The organism is Pseudomonas sp. CH235 (assembly GCF_004368175.1).
Classification (GTDB): Bacteria; Pseudomonadota; Gammaproteobacteria; order Pseudomonadales; family Pseudomonadaceae; genus Aquipseudomonas; species Aquipseudomonas paraglycinae.
Genome location: NZ_RRZJ01000012.1, coordinates 53,403 through 67,366 on the forward strand (window position 1 = coordinate 53,403; position 13,964 = coordinate 67,366).

General features: G+C 62.6%; 15 protein-coding genes. 11 read left to right on the forward strand and 4 right to left on the reverse strand.

Going from position 1 to position 13,964, the window contains the following annotated elements; all coding sequences use genetic code 11:
- Positions 1–24: 24 nt before the first annotated feature.
- From EIY71_RS14820 to EIY71_RS14835, 4 genes are all read left to right on the forward strand, one after another.
- A complete protein-coding gene (locus EIY71_RS14820; protein WP_039766999.1) occupies positions 25–762 on the forward strand; it encodes a response regulator in 738 nt (245 codons plus the stop codon).
- A 151-nt stretch (positions 763–913) separates the two neighbouring features.
- Entirely contained in the window at positions 914–1,336 is a 423-nt protein-coding gene (locus tag EIY71_RS14825) for a hypothetical protein (RefSeq protein WP_085746180.1), read from the forward strand.
- A gap of 161 nt (positions 1,337–1,497) precedes the next feature.
- Positions 1,498–2,232 (forward strand): ABC transporter substrate-binding protein, encoded by a 735-nt coding sequence (locus tag EIY71_RS14830; RefSeq protein ID WP_085746179.1) that lies wholly within the window; start codon positions 1,498–1,500, stop codon positions 2,230–2,232.
- A 108-nt stretch (positions 2,233–2,340) separates the two neighbouring features.
- Positions 2,341–2,589 carry a hypothetical protein gene (locus EIY71_RS14835; protein ID WP_039767006.1) on the forward strand — a complete coding sequence of 83 codons (249 nt, stop codon included), beginning with the start codon at positions 2,341–2,343 and terminating at the stop codon, positions 2,587–2,589.
- Between the two features lie 64 nt (positions 2,590–2,653).
- Here the strand turns inward: EIY71_RS14835 and EIY71_RS14840 are convergent, their stop codons facing one another.
- The 3 genes from EIY71_RS14840 to EIY71_RS14850 form a co-directional block, all read right to left on the reverse strand.
- Entirely contained in the window at positions 2,654–4,069 is a 1,416-nt protein-coding gene (locus tag EIY71_RS14840; protein ID WP_134022134.1) for an FAD/NAD(P)-binding protein, read from the reverse strand.
- Positions 4,070–4,128: 59 nt separating this feature from the next.
- Entirely contained in the window at positions 4,129–5,532 is a 1,404-nt protein-coding gene (locus tag EIY71_RS14845) for an LLM class flavin-dependent oxidoreductase (RefSeq protein WP_134022136.1), read from the reverse strand.
- A gap of 216 nt (positions 5,533–5,748) precedes the next feature.
- Positions 5,749–6,312 (reverse strand): helix-turn-helix domain-containing protein, encoded by a 564-nt coding sequence (locus tag EIY71_RS14850; RefSeq protein WP_007950529.1) that lies wholly within the window; start codon positions 6,310–6,312, stop codon positions 5,749–5,751.
- Between the two features lie 85 nt (positions 6,313–6,397).
- Between EIY71_RS14850 and EIY71_RS14855 the strand changes: the two genes are divergently transcribed.
- The 7 genes from EIY71_RS14855 to EIY71_RS14885 all read left to right on the forward strand — a co-directional run bounded on the left by EIY71_RS14855 (position 6,398) and on the right by EIY71_RS14885 (position 13,482).
- Positions 6,398–7,336, forward strand: a complete 939-nt coding sequence (locus EIY71_RS14855) for a DMT family transporter (RefSeq protein ID WP_085602922.1) — start codon at positions 6,398–6,400, stop codon at positions 7,334–7,336.
- A gap of 106 nt (positions 7,337–7,442) precedes the next feature.
- Positions 7,443–10,343 carry a monovalent cation/H+ antiporter subunit A gene (locus tag EIY71_RS14860; RefSeq protein WP_134022138.1) on the forward strand — a complete coding sequence of 967 codons (2,901 nt, stop codon included), beginning with the start codon at positions 7,443–7,445 and terminating at the stop codon, positions 10,341–10,343.
- A complete protein-coding gene (locus EIY71_RS14865; RefSeq protein WP_003192163.1) occupies positions 10,343–10,687 on the forward strand; it encodes a Na+/H+ antiporter subunit C in 345 nt (114 codons plus the stop codon). The genes EIY71_RS14860 and EIY71_RS14865 overlap by 1 nt, the downstream gene beginning before the upstream one ends.
- The gene (locus EIY71_RS14870; protein ID WP_085746175.1) at positions 10,684–12,363 is read left to right on the forward strand and encodes a monovalent cation/H+ antiporter subunit D; all 1,680 of its coding nucleotides are present in this window, start codon (positions 10,684–10,686) and stop codon (positions 12,361–12,363) included. Before EIY71_RS14865 ends, EIY71_RS14870 begins: the two co-directional genes overlap by 4 nt.
- Entirely contained in the window at positions 12,360–12,848 is a 489-nt protein-coding gene (locus EIY71_RS14875) for a Na+/H+ antiporter subunit E (protein WP_085746174.1), read from the forward strand. Before EIY71_RS14870 ends, EIY71_RS14875 begins: the two co-directional genes overlap by 4 nt.
- Positions 12,845–13,123, forward strand: coding sequence for a K+/H+ antiporter subunit F (locus EIY71_RS14880; RefSeq protein ID WP_011334688.1), 279 nt, complete (start codon positions 12,845–12,847; stop codon positions 13,121–13,123). The genes EIY71_RS14875 and EIY71_RS14880 overlap by 4 nt, the downstream gene beginning before the upstream one ends.
- Positions 13,120–13,482, forward strand: a complete 363-nt coding sequence (locus tag EIY71_RS14885) for a Na+/H+ antiporter subunit G (protein ID WP_007950534.1) — start codon at positions 13,120–13,122, stop codon at positions 13,480–13,482. Before EIY71_RS14880 ends, EIY71_RS14885 begins: the two co-directional genes overlap by 4 nt.
- Here EIY71_RS14885 and EIY71_RS14890 read toward each other — a convergent pair.
- The gene (locus tag EIY71_RS14890; RefSeq protein WP_085746173.1) at positions 13,479–13,919 is read right to left on the reverse strand and encodes a DUF3995 domain-containing protein; all 441 of its coding nucleotides are present in this window, start codon (positions 13,917–13,919) and stop codon (positions 13,479–13,481) included. The two genes, EIY71_RS14885 and EIY71_RS14890, sit on opposite strands and share 4 nt — an antisense overlap.
- Positions 13,920–13,964 lie beyond the last annotated feature (45 nt).

A 13,964-nucleotide genomic window follows, 5' to 3' on the forward strand; every position in this document is an offset into this window, starting at 1 on the left:
CACTCCTTATAAAAAGAGCGAACCATGGATCACATCAACCACATCCTGATCGTCGACGATGACCGCGAGATCCGCGAGCTGGTCGGCAATTACCTGACCAAGAACGGCCTGCGCAGCACCGTGGTCGCCGATGGCCGGCAGATGCGCAGTTTTCTGGAAGCCAACACGGTCGACCTGATCGTGCTCGACATCATGCTCCCCGGCGATGACGGGCTGGTGCTGTGCCGCGAACTGCGCGCCGGCAAGCACAAGGCGATCCCGATCCTGATGCTCACCGCCCGCGACGACCAGACCGACCGCATCCTCGGCCTGGAAATGGGTGCCGACGATTACCTGACCAAACCCTTCGCTGCCCGCGAATTGCTGGCGCGGATCAACGCCGTGCTGCGCCGCACGCGAATGCTGCCGCCCAATCTGCTGATCACCGAAACCGGACGCCTGCTCGCGTTCGGCCGCTGGCGCCTGGACACCACCGCCCGACACCTGCTCGATGAAGACGACACCATGGTCGCCCTAAGCGGCGCCGAATATCGCCTGCTCCGGGTGTTTCTCGATCATCCGCAACGGGTGCTCAGCCGCGATCAGTTGTTGAATTTGACCCAGGGTCGCGACGCGGACCTGTTCGACCGCTCCATCGATTTGCTGGTCAGCCGCCTGCGCCAGCGTCTGCTGGACGACTCCCGCGAGCCGACCTACATCAAGACCGTGCGCAACGAGGGTTATGTTTTCTCCTTCGCCGTGGAGATGCTCGCCGAATCCTGACGGATTTGTATCGCTCTGTATAAATTCGCCGCGCAGATACGTAATCCGCGTTTTCGGGCCGCAACACCACATATCAGCGATACACCCTCGCGTTTGAATGAACCCACCAGAAAGCACTGGTTCACTCATCTCAAACGCAAGGAGAAGCACCATGTTCAAGTCCTCGAAATCCCTGGTACTCGCAATCAGCCTGTTCAGCGGTTTGGCCCTGGCCGACCTGGCGTCCGCCAGCTCCCAGCCGCTGGTTGCCGAATACGGCTCGGAAAACCTGCAGAAGGATCGCGTAGCCGAAGGTGGCGCGGATCGCTTGCAGGAACTGCGCGAACGCGTGGCTGAAGGCGGCGCGGATCGCTTGCAGGAACTGCGCGAACGCGTGGCTGAAGGCGGCGCGGATCGTTTGCAGGAACTGCGTGAGCGCGTCGCCGAGGGCGGTGCGGACCGCTTGCAAGAGCTGCGCGAACGCGTCGCCGAAGGGGGTGCCGATCGCTTACAGGAACTGCGCGAACGTTCGGCCCGCAGCGTACTGGTCGCCGAGAACCGTCCCGAGTTCGGCTCCAAGTACCAGCGTTACTGATCGTTTGTACCGCCGTTGTCGATTCCTGCCGGGGGCGCTCTGCCCCCGCAGCGATCACTACCGATAAGCCTTGTTCTCTGACACAAAAGCCCCGCTGTTTCCCCACGACAGCCGTCATGGCTCGTACTAAGCTGCGCGATTGTTTTGTTCAGGGACGATCCATGAAACGATTTGCCGCCTGTCTGCTGTCAATGCTGGCCCTGACGGCCACTGCGGCGGATCTGCAACTGCTCACCGACAACCACCCGCCCCTGCATTTCATGCAAGGCAATCAGCTCGCAGGATTCGGTGTGGACGTGGTGCAGGCTCTGGCGACCCAGACCGGCGACCGCATCCATCTGCAACAAGTCCCGCTGCTGCGCGCCCTGCGCATGGCCAGCGACACGCCCGACACCGGCGTATTCACCGTGCTGCGTACCGATGCGCGCGACGATCGCTATCAATGGGTCGGGCCGCTGATCGAAGTCGAAACCGCGCTATACGCCCGCGACAATCTCCAGCCTCCCGTGCACAGCCTGCGTGAAGCCGATCACCTGGGCCGGATCACCGTACCGCGCAAATGGCTGGTCTACAGCTATCTGCAAGGGCAAGACCTGAACAACCTCTACGGCGTGGAAACCCCGGAGCAGATGATGCGACTGTTCAGCCTGGGGCGTACCGATTTCGTGGTCTCCGATACCTGGTCCAAAGCCGCCCTCGCCCGCGAACAAGGCATGGAGCCGGGACGCTTGCAGTACCAGATCCCGTTGATGAAACAGAACACCTACATTGCCTTTTCGCCGCAGACCGATCCGGAACAGGTCGCACGCTGGCAGCAGGCGCTGGATACATTGCGGGCCGACGGTCGTCTGGAGCAACTGCGCCAGCGCTGGCTGAGCAATACCCTACCGCGCTGATCGCGCATCAACACCTTCGATAACAACTATGCGCAAGGGTGTTTTCACATCAAACCCCTCCAGCACTACAGTGGGCCCCATCTTCTCCCCACTCTCTGGAGCAACATCATGAAAGACATCATCGCACTCGGCTTCATTGTTTCTCTGATTGGCGCCACCTCCGCCATCGCCGCCCCACACGCCAGCACCCCGGTTGTCGCGGCGGCGACCGTCGGCCAGTCCGGCACCCTGAACGTCGACACCGTCAGCAACGACGCCGAACACCAAGGCCTCAAACTGCAACAGAACGCCGAACAGACCAAACTGTACGTCGCGGAAAATCGCCCGGAATTCGGTTCCAAATATCAGCGCTACTGAGTGATCGGTTTGAGCTGCCAGAAACAGGAAACCCCGCCGAAGCGGGGTTTCTTGCATTTGGGCATCAGCGAACCAGTCGCGCGGCCAGTGCCTTGGCCTGCAACGCCACATCGGTGACGGCGGTGCTTTCCCACCACATGCCACGCAACGGCGGGCCCATGGCAAACAGGCGGTTCGAGACCCGGCCCTCGACATCCAGCACCGCACCGTCCACCTCTGCCGCGATCCCCAGTGCCAGCGGCCCTGGACGAACCAGACCGCGCGCCAGCAACTGCTGCGGCAAAGGTCGCGCAACCCGGCGCCAGTCGTATTCGATGCCGCTGGAATTGATCAACGCCGCGCCCTGCACTACGCGGGTTTCGGCCTCACCGCGAGGGCGAATGAGGATACTCACGCCGTCGCCCGATGCAGGCTCAAGACCCTTGTAAGACGCCGCATGAATGCGCAATCGCCCTTCCCGGTGCAGACGCTCGACCAGTTCCGCACTCAGCGGCGGCGAACGATGGTGATGACTTTCCCACCACGGCCGCACATGCCGCACGAACTGCCGGCGCTGCGCATCGCTGGCCTGGCTCCACAAGCGACCGATGTGCGCCCGCACAGTGTCGAGCGGCGCCTGCCAGTCGATGCCTTGGGCGATGGCGTCGCGGCAATGCCGGCGCAATTCGCGCAGTAACTGGCGCGGCGTGCGGATGCTGTGATCCTCGGCGAGGAAGTCCACCCACGCAGGCGGCTGCCGACGCACATGGGGCAACAGCCCGTGCCGGGAAAACACCTCGATCGGCCCGCGATGCCCGGCCTGCTCCAGCGACACCACGGCATCGACCATGGTCAAGCCGGAGCCGATGATCAGCACCGTGGATTGTGGATCGAGCTGGCGCATGGCCGCGACATCCCACGGATCGAGCGCCGCCGCGTTGAGGCCGCTGGATTCTTTTTGCGGGGTGCGGGCAGCCGGGAACATCCCGGTCGCCAACACGGCAAAAGCCCCGAGCAATTGCTGACCGTTACTCAAGGTGAGCTGCACGGAATCACTGGAGGCCTGAACATCGACCACTTCGGCGCGCACATGCTCGACCGTAGAACCGTGTTGCGCGCCAACCTGCTGCGCTTCGGCGAGACGCTGTTGCACATACACGCCAAACAGCCCCCGAGGTGGAAACAGTTCGCTGACCGGCACATGTTGCTGATCCGACTCCGGCCAGCCGCCACCGGCGATGTGAGCGGTCAGCCACTGGGTCAGGTCATCGGCATTGTCCGGATCGACGCTCATCCGCGCCGCGTTGCCGTTAAGCGTGTGGCCCAGTTCCACCGCACTGTACGCTTCGCCCCGGCCCAGCTCGGCCCGGGGCTCGATCACCAGAATCTTTCTGCGCCCCGGCAAACGCAGCAATTGCACCGCCAGCATCGTGCCGCTGAGGCCGCCGCCGACAATCAGGATGTCGGCGTGACGCAGTGCGGTCGTATCGGTTTGAGTCATGCCGTTCTCGCTGCAGAGGGTTTGCTCAAGGCAGTGTCATTCAGACGCTGCGAAGGCGTCTAGACGGACGCGACTTTTTTCTCCTGCCGATGCAGCTCGCCGAGGTTTCGATAGCCGCTGCCCGGATGAACCTCCGGCAGTCTCGGCCCTTCGCCAAACAGCTTCTCGCGCAAGGTCCCCGGCGCGTACTCGGTCTTGTAGACACCGCGCTTCTGCAACTCCGGCACCAGCAATTCCACGGCGTCGATGAAGGTTTCGTGGGTCAGCGCGTAGGCCAGGTTGAAGCCGTCGACGTCGGTTTCGTCGACCCATTCCTGCAACAGGTCCGCCACCGCTTCCGGGCTGCCGACGAACAACGGGCCGAACCCGCCGATGCCGACCCAGTCGGCCAGTTCGTTGGGGGTCCAGACCTTGTTCGGATCCGCCGTGGAAAACGCCTCGACCGCCGATTGAATCGCGTTGGTGTGCACATGCCTGAGCGGTTCGTCCGGTTTGAAGCGGCTGAAGTCGATGCCGGTCCAGCCGGAAATCAGCGCCATCGCGCCTTCGTAGCTGACCCAGGATTTGTATTCTTCGAATTTGGCTTTGGCCTTGGCGTCGGTTTCGCCGAGGATCACGGTTTGCAGGTTGAAGATCAGGATCTTCGACGGATCGCGCCCGGCCTCGGCGGCTCGGCGGCGGATGTCGGCCACAGTTTTCTTCAGCAGCACTTTCGACGGGGCAGCGACAAAAACGCATTCGGCATGCTCGGCGGCAAACTGCTTGCCCCGGCTGGAAGCACCCGCCTGATAGAGAACCGGCGTGCGCTGCGGCGACGGTTCGCAAAGGTGAATGCCCGGCACCTGAAAGTGTTTCCCGTGGTGGCGGATCTCGTGAATCTTGCTCGGGTCACTGAAGATCCGCCGTTCGCGATCGCGCAGAATCGCGCCCTCTTCCCAACTTCCTTCCCAGAGTTTGTAGCAGACCTCGAGGTATTCTTCGGCGAAGTCGTAGCGTGCGTCATGTTCGGTCTGGGCTTGCTGGCCGATGTTCTTCGCGCCGCTCTCCAGATAAGAGGTGACGATGTTCCAGCCGGCACGGCCTTTGGTCAGGTGATCGAGGGTCGACAGGCGTCGTGCGAATGGATACGGATGCTCGAAGGACAGCGAAGCGGTCAGACCGAAGCCCAGGTGCTCGGTGACCAGCGCCATCGGTGGGATCAACTGCAACGGATCGTTGACCGGCACCTGCGCCGCCTGCCGGATCGCCGCTTCGCCATTGCCGTTGTACACGTCGTAGATGCCCAGCACATCGGCGATAAACAAACCGTCGAACTTGCCGCGCTCGAGGATTTTCGCCAGATCGGTCCAGTACTCCAGATCCTTGTACTGCCAGGAGCGATCCCGAGGGTGAGCCCACAGGCCCGGCGACTGATGACCGACGCAGTTCATGTCGAAGGCGTTGAGACGGATTTCGCGGGGCATCAGACGGTACTCCCGATGTTCAGGAGGCGTTTAGCGGTTTGATTTGAAGCGATCATGTGAGGCGACTCCGTGGTTTCCGGATGGTGATCCAGAACCCTTAGCAGGAGTCATACCTGAATAAATTTCCTTTATTTATCAATAGATTGAGATAACAACCCAAAGCAGTCTGCACGCAGGATGGAGCAATCTGTTTATCCGCTGTCGGCCCTGCAACAGTCAGATCACCACATTGCGCACGAACCGCGCCGCGACTTCCCCGTCATTGCGATAGGTGTGCGGCTGGTTGCTGGCGAACATGAAAAACTCCCCAGCGGCGATGCGCTGAGGTTGATCGCCGAGCATCAGCGTCAGGCAGCCTTCGAACACGAAAATCTGTTCGCTCCAGCCTTCGGCGTCCGGTTGCGAGGGATAGACCTCACCCGGTTGCAGGCACCACTCCCACTGTTCCACCGCTCGGGTGGCGTTGGCCTTGGATAGCAAAACGGCTTTGCTGCCGGGGATGCTGCCGGCCCAGGCCAGTTCGTTGATACGGCCGGGATCGCGGTTATCCGGCGCCTGGATCAGATCGCTGAAGGCCACCTCGAGGGCTTCGGCGACGCGGTCGAGGGTGGTCAGGCTGACATTCTTCTCGCCGGCCTCGATGGCCACCAGCATCCGCCGGCTGACCCCGGACTTTTCCGCGAGGGCCGTCTGGCTCATGTCGGCGGCGTGGCGCAGGCGTCGGACGTTCTGGCTGACGTGTTGCAGGACCGAAGCCCGCTGAACGGAATCTTTGTGCACTATATTGCTCACTGGCTGGGGTTGGGCAGTATACTGCGCAACATTTGGCGCATTGTGCGTCCCCTCCTTAAAAGTGCGCAAGGTCATGACGTCAGCCAACTCCCCTCAAACTCCCCTGCGGTTTTCCCGGTTCAGCAAAGCCGAGTGCGTGCTGGTGCTGATCACCATGCTTTGGGGCGGCACCTTCCTGCTGGTGCAGCACGCGATGACCGTCAGCGGTCCGATGTTTTTCGTCGGCCTGCGCTTTGCTGCCGCCGCGGGCATCGTTGCGCTGTTCTCCTGGAAGCACCTGCGTGAGCTGACCCTGTTCGAACTCAAGGCCGGTGCCTTTATCGGCGTTGCGATCCTGCTCGGTTACGGTTTGCAGACTGTCGGTTTGCAGAGCATTCCAAGCAGCCAGTCGGCGTTCATCACCGCGCTGTACGTGCCGTTCGTGCCTCTGCTGCAATGGCTGGTTCTCGGCCGGCGCCCGGGTTTGATGCCGAGCATTGGCATCATGCTGGCGTTTACCGGGCTGATGCTGCTTTCCGGGCCGTCCGGTGCTTCGCTGAATTTCAGCCCCGGTGAAATCGCCACGCTGATCAGCGCCATCGCGATAGCAGCCGAAATCATCCTGATCAGCAACTATGCCGGGCAGGTCGATGTGCGTCGCGTAACCGTTGTGCAATTGGCGACGACTTCGGTGCTGTCGTTTTTGATGGTGGTACCGACCGGCGAGGCGATTCCGGACTTCTCGTGGCTGTTGCTGAGTACGGCTCTGGGCCTGGGCGCGATGAGTGCGGCGATTCAGGTGGCGATGAACTGGGCGCAGAAAAGTGTTTCGCCGACCCGAGCGACCTTGATCTACGCCGGTGAGCCGGTGTGGGCCGGAATCGTCGGGCGCATCGCGGGGGAGCGTTTGCCAGCGATTGCATTGGTGGGTGCGGGGCTGATCGTGGCGGCAGTGATCGTCAGTGAATTGAAGACCAAAGGCAAAGAGACACAAACGGTCACGGAAGAATTGGAGCACGAGACCGAAGGCTAAACGCGGGTTTTACGGCTACTTTGTAGGATTCAGAGACATCCTCGCGTTTGGCGATCCGGGGGCTGGCACGTATGATGCTTCACAAACTTCCGCAGATTAGAAGCCTATGTCCCTGATAGTTCTACTGCTTCTGCCTTTTCTGGGCAGCTGTCTGGCAGCCGTGCTGCCGCACAACGCACGTAACGCCGAATCCCTGCTGGCAGGTCTGGTCGCACTGGTCGGGACTGTCTCGGTCGCGATGCTGTACCCGCAGATCGCCCACGGCGGCGTGATCCGCGAAGAATTCACGTGGCTGCCCAGCCTGGGTCTGAACTTCGTCCTGCGCATGGACGGCTTCGCCTGGCTGTTCTCGATGCTGGTGCTGGGCATCGGCACCCTCGTTTCCTTATATGCCCGTTATTACATGTCGCCGGACGATCCGGTGCCGCGTTTCTTTGCGTTCTTTCTGGCGTTCATGGGCGCCATGCTCGGGCTGGTGATCTCCGGCAACCTGATTCAAATCGTGTTCTTCTGGGAGCTGACCAGCCTTTTCTCGTTCCTGTTGATCGGCTACTGGCACCACCGCCACGACGCGCGCCGTGGTGCGTACATGGCGTTGATGGTCACCGGTGCGGGGGGGTTGTGTCTGCTGGCGGGGGTCATGATTCTCGGCCATGTGGTCGGCAGCTATGACCTGGACAAGGTCCTGGCCGCCGGCGATCTGATTCGCGCACATGCACTCTACCCTATCCTGCTTCCCCTCATTCTTATCGGCGCCCTCAGCAAAAGCGCCCAGTTCCCCTTCCACTTCTGGCTGCCGCACGCGATGGCGGCGCCCACACCGGTTTCGGCGTACCTCCATTCGGCGACCATGGTCAAGGCAGGGGTTTTCCTGCTGGCCCGGCTGTGGCCGTCGCTGTCCGGCAGCGAAGAATGGTTCTACATCGTCAGCGGCGCCGGTGCCGCCACGCTATTGCTCGGCGCGTACTGCGCGATGTTCCAGAACGATCTCAAAGGACTGCTGGCCTACTCGACCATCAGCCATCTCGGCCTGATCACGCTGCTGCTCGGCCTGAACAGCCCGCTGGCCGCCGTGGCGGCGGTGTTCCACATTCTCAACCACGCGACCTTCAAGGCTTCGCTGTTCATGGCCGCGGGGATCATCGACCACGAAAGCGGCACCCGCGACATCCGCAAACTCAACGGCCTGTTCAAACTGATTCCGTTCACCGCCACCCTGGCGATGGTGGCCAGTGCATCCATGGCCGGCGTGCCACTGCTCAACGGTTTCCTGTCGAAAGAAATGTTCTTCGCCGAAACCGTGTTCATCAACGCCACGGCGTGGGTCGAAGCCGCGTTGCCTATCGTCGCGACGATTGCCGGCACGTTCAGCGTGGCCTATTCACTGCGCTTCACTGTTGATGTGTTCTTCGGCCCGACCGCCACCGACCTGCCGCACACCCCGCACGAACCGCCACGCTGGATGCGCGCGCCAGTTGAGTTGCTGGTCTTCACCTGTTTGCTGGTGGGGATTTTCCCGGCCCAAATTGTAGGCCCGTTGCTGGCCGCTGCCGCCTTGCCGGTGGTGGGTGGCGTGCTGCCGGAATACAGCCTGGCGATCTGGCACGGCCTCAATGCACCGATGATCATGAGCCTGATTGCCATGTCCGGCGGCATCGTGGTCTATCTGCTACTGCGCAACCAGCTCAAGCGCGGCCGCTTCAAGTATCCGCCGCTGGCGGGCCGCCTCAACGGCAAGCGAATGTTCGAGCGCAGTCTGGTGGCGATGATGCGTCTGGCCCGGCGGCTGGAGCGGCGCATCGGCACCAAGCGTCTGCAAACCCAGCTGTTCCTGATGGTGTTGGCGGCAGTGCTGGCCGGCCTGATCCCGATGCTGCACAGCAGCCTGAGCTGGGGCGACCGGCCGAAGATCCCTGGTTCGATCGTGTTCGTGACCCTGTGGCTGCTGGCGATCGCCTGCGCCCTCGGCGCCGCGTGGCAGGCCAAGTATCACCGTCTCGCGGCCCTGACCATGGTCAGCGTCTGCGGGCTAATGACGTGCGTGACTTTCGTCTGGTTCTCGGCGCCGGATCTGGCCCTGACGCAACTGGTGGTCGAAGTGGTGACCACGGTGCTGATCCTGCTCGGCCTGCGCTGGCTGCCACGGCGGATCGAAGAGGTTTCGCCGCTGCCAAGCAGCCTGCGCAAGGCGCGGGTACGGCGTCTGCGCGACTTGCTGCTGTCGATTGCCGTTGGTGGCGGCATGGCGCTGCTGTCCTACGCGATGCTGACCCGGCAGACGCCGAACGACATTTCCTCGTTTTACCTGAGCCGCGCCCTGCCCGAGGGCGGCGGCAGCAACGTGGTCAACGTGATGCTGGTGGATTTCCGTGGTTTCGACACCCTTGGCGAAATCACGGTGCTGGCCGCCGTGGCACTGACCGTGTTCGCCCTGCTGCGTCGCTTCCGCCCGCCGAAAGAAAGCCTGCAACTGCCGGCCCAGCAGCGCCTGCTCGCCCCCGACGTGGTCACCGATCTGGTCAACCCGCGCTCGGCCAGCGACACCGCGCTCGGTTTCATGATGGTGCCGGCGGTGCTGGTGCGTCTGTTGCTGCCGATTGCGCTGGTGGTGTCGTTCTACCTGTTCATGCGCGGGCACAACCAGCCGGGCGGCGGTTTCGTCGCCGGTCTGGTGATGTCGGTGGCGTTCATCCTGCAATACATGGTCGCCGGCACCCAGTGGGTCGAGGCGCAAATGAGCCTGCGCCCACTGCGCTGGATGGGCACCGGCCTGCTGTTCGCCACCGTCACCGGGCTCGGGGCGATGGCGGTCGGGTATCCATTCCTCACCACCCACACCTGGCATTTCAGCTTGCCGCTGCTCGGTGACATCCATATCGCCAGCGCGCTGTTCTTCGATATCGGCGTCTACGCCGTGGTGGTCGGCTCGACCTTGCTGATCCTCACCGCCCTCGCCCACCAATCGGTCCGGGGCCACAAAACCGCTGCCGCCAAAGGAGCCGTCTGATGGAAGAAGTCATCGCAATCGCCATCGGCGTGCTCGCCGCCTCCGGGGTCTGGCTGATTCTGCGGCCACGGACGTTCCAGGTGGTGATGGGCCTGTGCCTGCTGTCCTACGGCGTCAACCTGTTCATCTTCAGCATGGGCAGCCTGTTCATCGGCAAGGAGCCGATCATCAAGGACGGCGTGCCGCAGGATCTGCTCAATTACACCGACCCGCTGCCCCAGGCGCTGGTGCTGACGGCCATCGTCATCAGCTTCGCCATGACCGCTTTGTTTCTGGTGGTGCTGCTGGCCTCACGGGGCCTGACCGGCACCGACCACGTTGACGGAAGGGAGCCCAAGGAATGACGGCGATGACTCACCTGATCGCCGCACCGATCCTGCTGCCGCTGCTGACCGCCGCCATCATGCTGATGCTCGGCGAGAAGCACCGACCACTGAAGGCGAAAATCAACCTGTTCTCCAGCCTCCTCGGCCTCGGCATTTCAGTGATGTTGCTGCAATGGACCCAGACCACCGGCGTGCCCGGCTCGATTGGGGTTTATCTGCCGGGCAACTGGCAGGTGCCGTTCGGCATCGTGCTGGTGGTCGATCGTCTGTCGGCATTGATGCTGGTGCTGACCGGGATCATCGGCGTCAGCGCCCTGCTGTTCGCCATGGCCCGCTGGGACGGCGCCGGGTCGAGCTTTCACGCCTTGTTCCAGATTCAGTTGATGGGCCTTTACGGCGCATTCCTGACGGCGGACCTGTTCAACCTGTTCGTATTCTTCGAAGTGCTGCTCGCGGCGTCCTACGGCCTGTTGCTTCATGGTTCGGGCCGGGCGCGGGTGTCGTCGGGGCTGCATTACATCTCGATCAACCTGCTGGCGTCGTCGCTGTTCCTGATCGGCGCGGCGCTGATCTACGGTGTGACCGGCACGCTGAACATGGCGGATCTGGCCCTGAAGATCCCGCTGGTGCCGGAGGCCGACCGTGGCCTGCTGCACGCCGGCGCGGGGATTCTGGCCGTGGCGTTCCTGGCCAAGGCCGGCATGTGGCCGCTGAATTTCTGGCTGGTGCCGGCCTACTCGTCGGCCAGCGCGCCGGTGGCGGCGATGTTCGCGATCATGACCAAGGTCGGCGTCTACACCTTGCTACGTCTGTGGACGCTGCTGTTCTCGGGCCAAGCGGGCGCTTCGGCTTACTTCGGCGGTGACTGGCTGATCTACGGCGGCATGGCGACCATGGCCGGTGCGGGCGTGGCAATCATTGCCGCGCAACGCCTGGAACGCATGGCTAGCCTAAGCATTCTGGTGTCGGCGGGGATCCTGCTGTCGGCCGTGGGTTTTGCCCAGCCGAACCTGATTGGCGCCGCGCTGTTCTATCTGGTCAGCTCGACCCTGGCGCTGAGCGCGCTGTTCCTGCTGGCCGAGTTGATCGAACGTTCGCGCACCGCCATCGAAGTGCCGCTGGAAGACGAAAACGAACTGCTGCCGCGTCCGCAGGAGTGGCAGCGTCCGGTGAAGGGCATCAACCTCGACGACGATCAGAAAGCCGTGGTCGGTCAGGTGATCCCGTGGACCATGGCCTTCCTCGGCCTGAGCTTCATTGCCTGCGCGCTGCTGATCATTGGCATGCCGCCGCTGTCCGGTTTCATCGGCAAGCTGAGCCTGATCGGCGCCCTGCTCAACCCGCTGGGCCTCGGCGCCGGCGAATCGATCTCGAATGCCGCATGGGCGTTGCTGGCCCTGCTGATCCTCACCGGACTCGGCTCGCTGATGGCGTTCTCGCGCCTGGGCATCCAGCGCTTCTGGTCGCCTGAAGAGCGACCGTCGCCGCTGCTGCGCAAACTGGAATGCACGCCGATTTTCCTGCTGCTCGGCCTGAGCATCGCGCTGACCTTCAAGGCTGAACCGCTGCTGCGTTACACCCAGGCAGCCGCAGATGCCCTGAACAATCCGCAGCAATACGTGATGGCGGTGCTCGGCACCCGCGCCATACCCAGCCCGGAAGCCAAGGCTGCGCTGCTGGAGGTGCAACCATGAAACGTCTGTTTCCTGCTCCTTGGCTGTCGCTTGCGCTGTGGTTGCTCTGGCTGGTGCTGAACCTGTCGGTCAGCCCGGGCAATCTGCTGCTGGGTGCCGTACTCGGTTTCAGCGCTCCACTGATGATGCGCAAGCTGCGCCCGCAACGGATTCACATCCGCCGCCCGGGCACGATCCTGCGATTGTTTCTGCTGGTCGGGCGCGATGTGATCGTCTCGAACCTGCAAGTGGCTTGGGGCGTTCTCAACGCCGGTCGTCGGCCGCTTCGTTCACGCTTCATCAAGGTGCCGCTGGACCTTCGCGATGCCAACGGTCTGGCGGCGCTGTCGATGATCTGTACGGTCGTGCCCGGCACGGTGTGGTCGGAGCTGGCGCTGGATCGCAGCGTTCTGTTGCTGCACGTCTGGAATCTGGATGACGAGGCGCAATTCATCCAGCACTTCAAGGTCACTTACGAGCGGCCGTTGATGGAGATTTTCGAATGAGCCCGCTGCTGTCGAACGCGATTCTGCTGACGCTGTTCCTGTTTTCACTGGCCATGGTCCTCACGCTGGTACGCCTGTTCAAAGGCCCGTCGGCGCAAGACCGGGTACTGGCACTGGATTACCTGTACATCGTCGCCATGCTGATGATGCTGACCCTGGGGATTCGTTATGCCAGTGACACCTACTTCGAAGCGGCGCTGCTGATCGCGCTGTTCGGCTTCGTCGGCTCGTTTGCTTTGGCGAAGTTCCTCCTGCGTGGCGAGGTGATCGAATGAACGCTGAACTGTCTCTCTGGGTGGAAATCCCGGTGGCGATCCTGCTGGTCCTCAGCGGCGTGTTCGCCCTGATCGGCGCGACCGGCCTGCTGCGGATGAAAGATTACTTCCAGCGCATGCACCCGCCGGCGCTGGCCTCGACGTTGGGCGCGTGGTGCGTGGCGCTGGCGTCGATCATCTGTTTTTCCGCGCTCAAATCCGGGCCGGTGCTGCACGCATGGCTGATCCCGATTCTGCTTTCGATCACCGTGCCAGTGACCACCCTGCTGCTGGCGCGGGCGGCATTGTTCCGCAAGCGCATGGCCGGGGATGACGTGCCGGCCGAGGTCAGCAGCCGGCGTACTGAAACCGGCAGTTAGATCCAGGCGACAGCCAACAGCCCGGCTCCCAATATCAGACACAGCGGCGAGTAAACCCAAGTGTCGAGCCGGGCAAATCGCGACCCCTTCACTTCCTTGAAAAACCCCACCAGCTCCGAATCGCCGATTGCCCGCGCAAACATCAGCAGCGCAATCGCGCTGATCACCCATTGCAGCGCCCAGTGATGCACGGCGGGCAGCCACCACCCCACTCGCATGCACACCAGTGCGGCAATCAGTAGCAGGGCTGCCGCCACCACCAGCGTGATCCAGCCTGACGGCTTGAACGCCGGCCTGAGCGTCAGTCCGCCGTTGTCAACCGGAACCTGCGGCACCACCGCCACGGCCGCCCACTGCCCACCCATCGCCCAATACACATGCATCAGGCTGATCACCGCAAATATCGCCACCAGCCATTGAGCCAACACAAAGGTCATGGTCGAGAATCCTTTAAAGGGATTTGAACAAAACATCCTAGTCGG

Excerpts from the sequence above, each read along its gene's own strand:
- EIY71_RS14830 (WP_085746179.1), top strand. The coding sequence starts at position 1,498 with ATGAAACGATTTGCCGCCTGTCTGCTGTCAATGCTGGCCCTGACGGCC.
- EIY71_RS14885 (WP_007950534.1), top strand. The coding sequence starts at position 13,120 with ATGAACGCTGAACTGTCTCTCTGGGTGGAAATCCCGGTGGCGATCCTG.
- EIY71_RS14820 (WP_039766999.1), top strand. The coding sequence starts at position 25 with ATGGATCACATCAACCACATCCTGATCGTCGACGATGACCGCGAGATC.
- EIY71_RS14860 (WP_134022138.1), top strand. The coding sequence starts at position 7,443 with ATGTCCCTGATAGTTCTACTGCTTCTGCCTTTTCTGGGCAGCTGTCTG.
- EIY71_RS14880 (WP_011334688.1), top strand. The coding sequence starts at position 12,845 with ATGAGCCCGCTGCTGTCGAACGCGATTCTGCTGACGCTGTTCCTGTTT.
- EIY71_RS14835 (WP_039767006.1), top strand. The coding sequence starts at position 2,341 with ATGAAAGACATCATCGCACTCGGCTTCATTGTTTCTCTGATTGGCGCC.
- EIY71_RS14890 (WP_085746173.1), bottom strand. The coding sequence starts at position 13,919 with ATGACCTTTGTGTTGGCTCAATGGCTGGTGGCGATATTTGCGGTGATC.
- EIY71_RS14875 (WP_085746174.1), top strand. The coding sequence starts at position 12,360 with ATGAAACGTCTGTTTCCTGCTCCTTGGCTGTCGCTTGCGCTGTGGTTG.
- EIY71_RS14825 (WP_085746180.1), top strand. The coding sequence starts at position 914 with ATGTTCAAGTCCTCGAAATCCCTGGTACTCGCAATCAGCCTGTTCAGC.
- EIY71_RS14865 (WP_003192163.1), top strand. The coding sequence starts at position 10,343 with ATGGAAGAAGTCATCGCAATCGCCATCGGCGTGCTCGCCGCCTCCGGG.
- EIY71_RS14870 (WP_085746175.1), top strand. The coding sequence starts at position 10,684 with ATGACGGCGATGACTCACCTGATCGCCGCACCGATCCTGCTGCCGCTG.
- EIY71_RS14840 (WP_134022134.1), bottom strand. The coding sequence starts at position 4,069 with ATGACTCAAACCGATACGACCGCACTGCGTCACGCCGACATCCTGATT.
- EIY71_RS14845 (WP_134022136.1), bottom strand. The coding sequence starts at position 5,532 with ATGCCCCGCGAAATCCGTCTCAACGCCTTCGACATGAACTGCGTCGGT.
- EIY71_RS14855 (WP_085602922.1), top strand. The coding sequence starts at position 6,398 with ATGACGTCAGCCAACTCCCCTCAAACTCCCCTGCGGTTTTCCCGGTTC.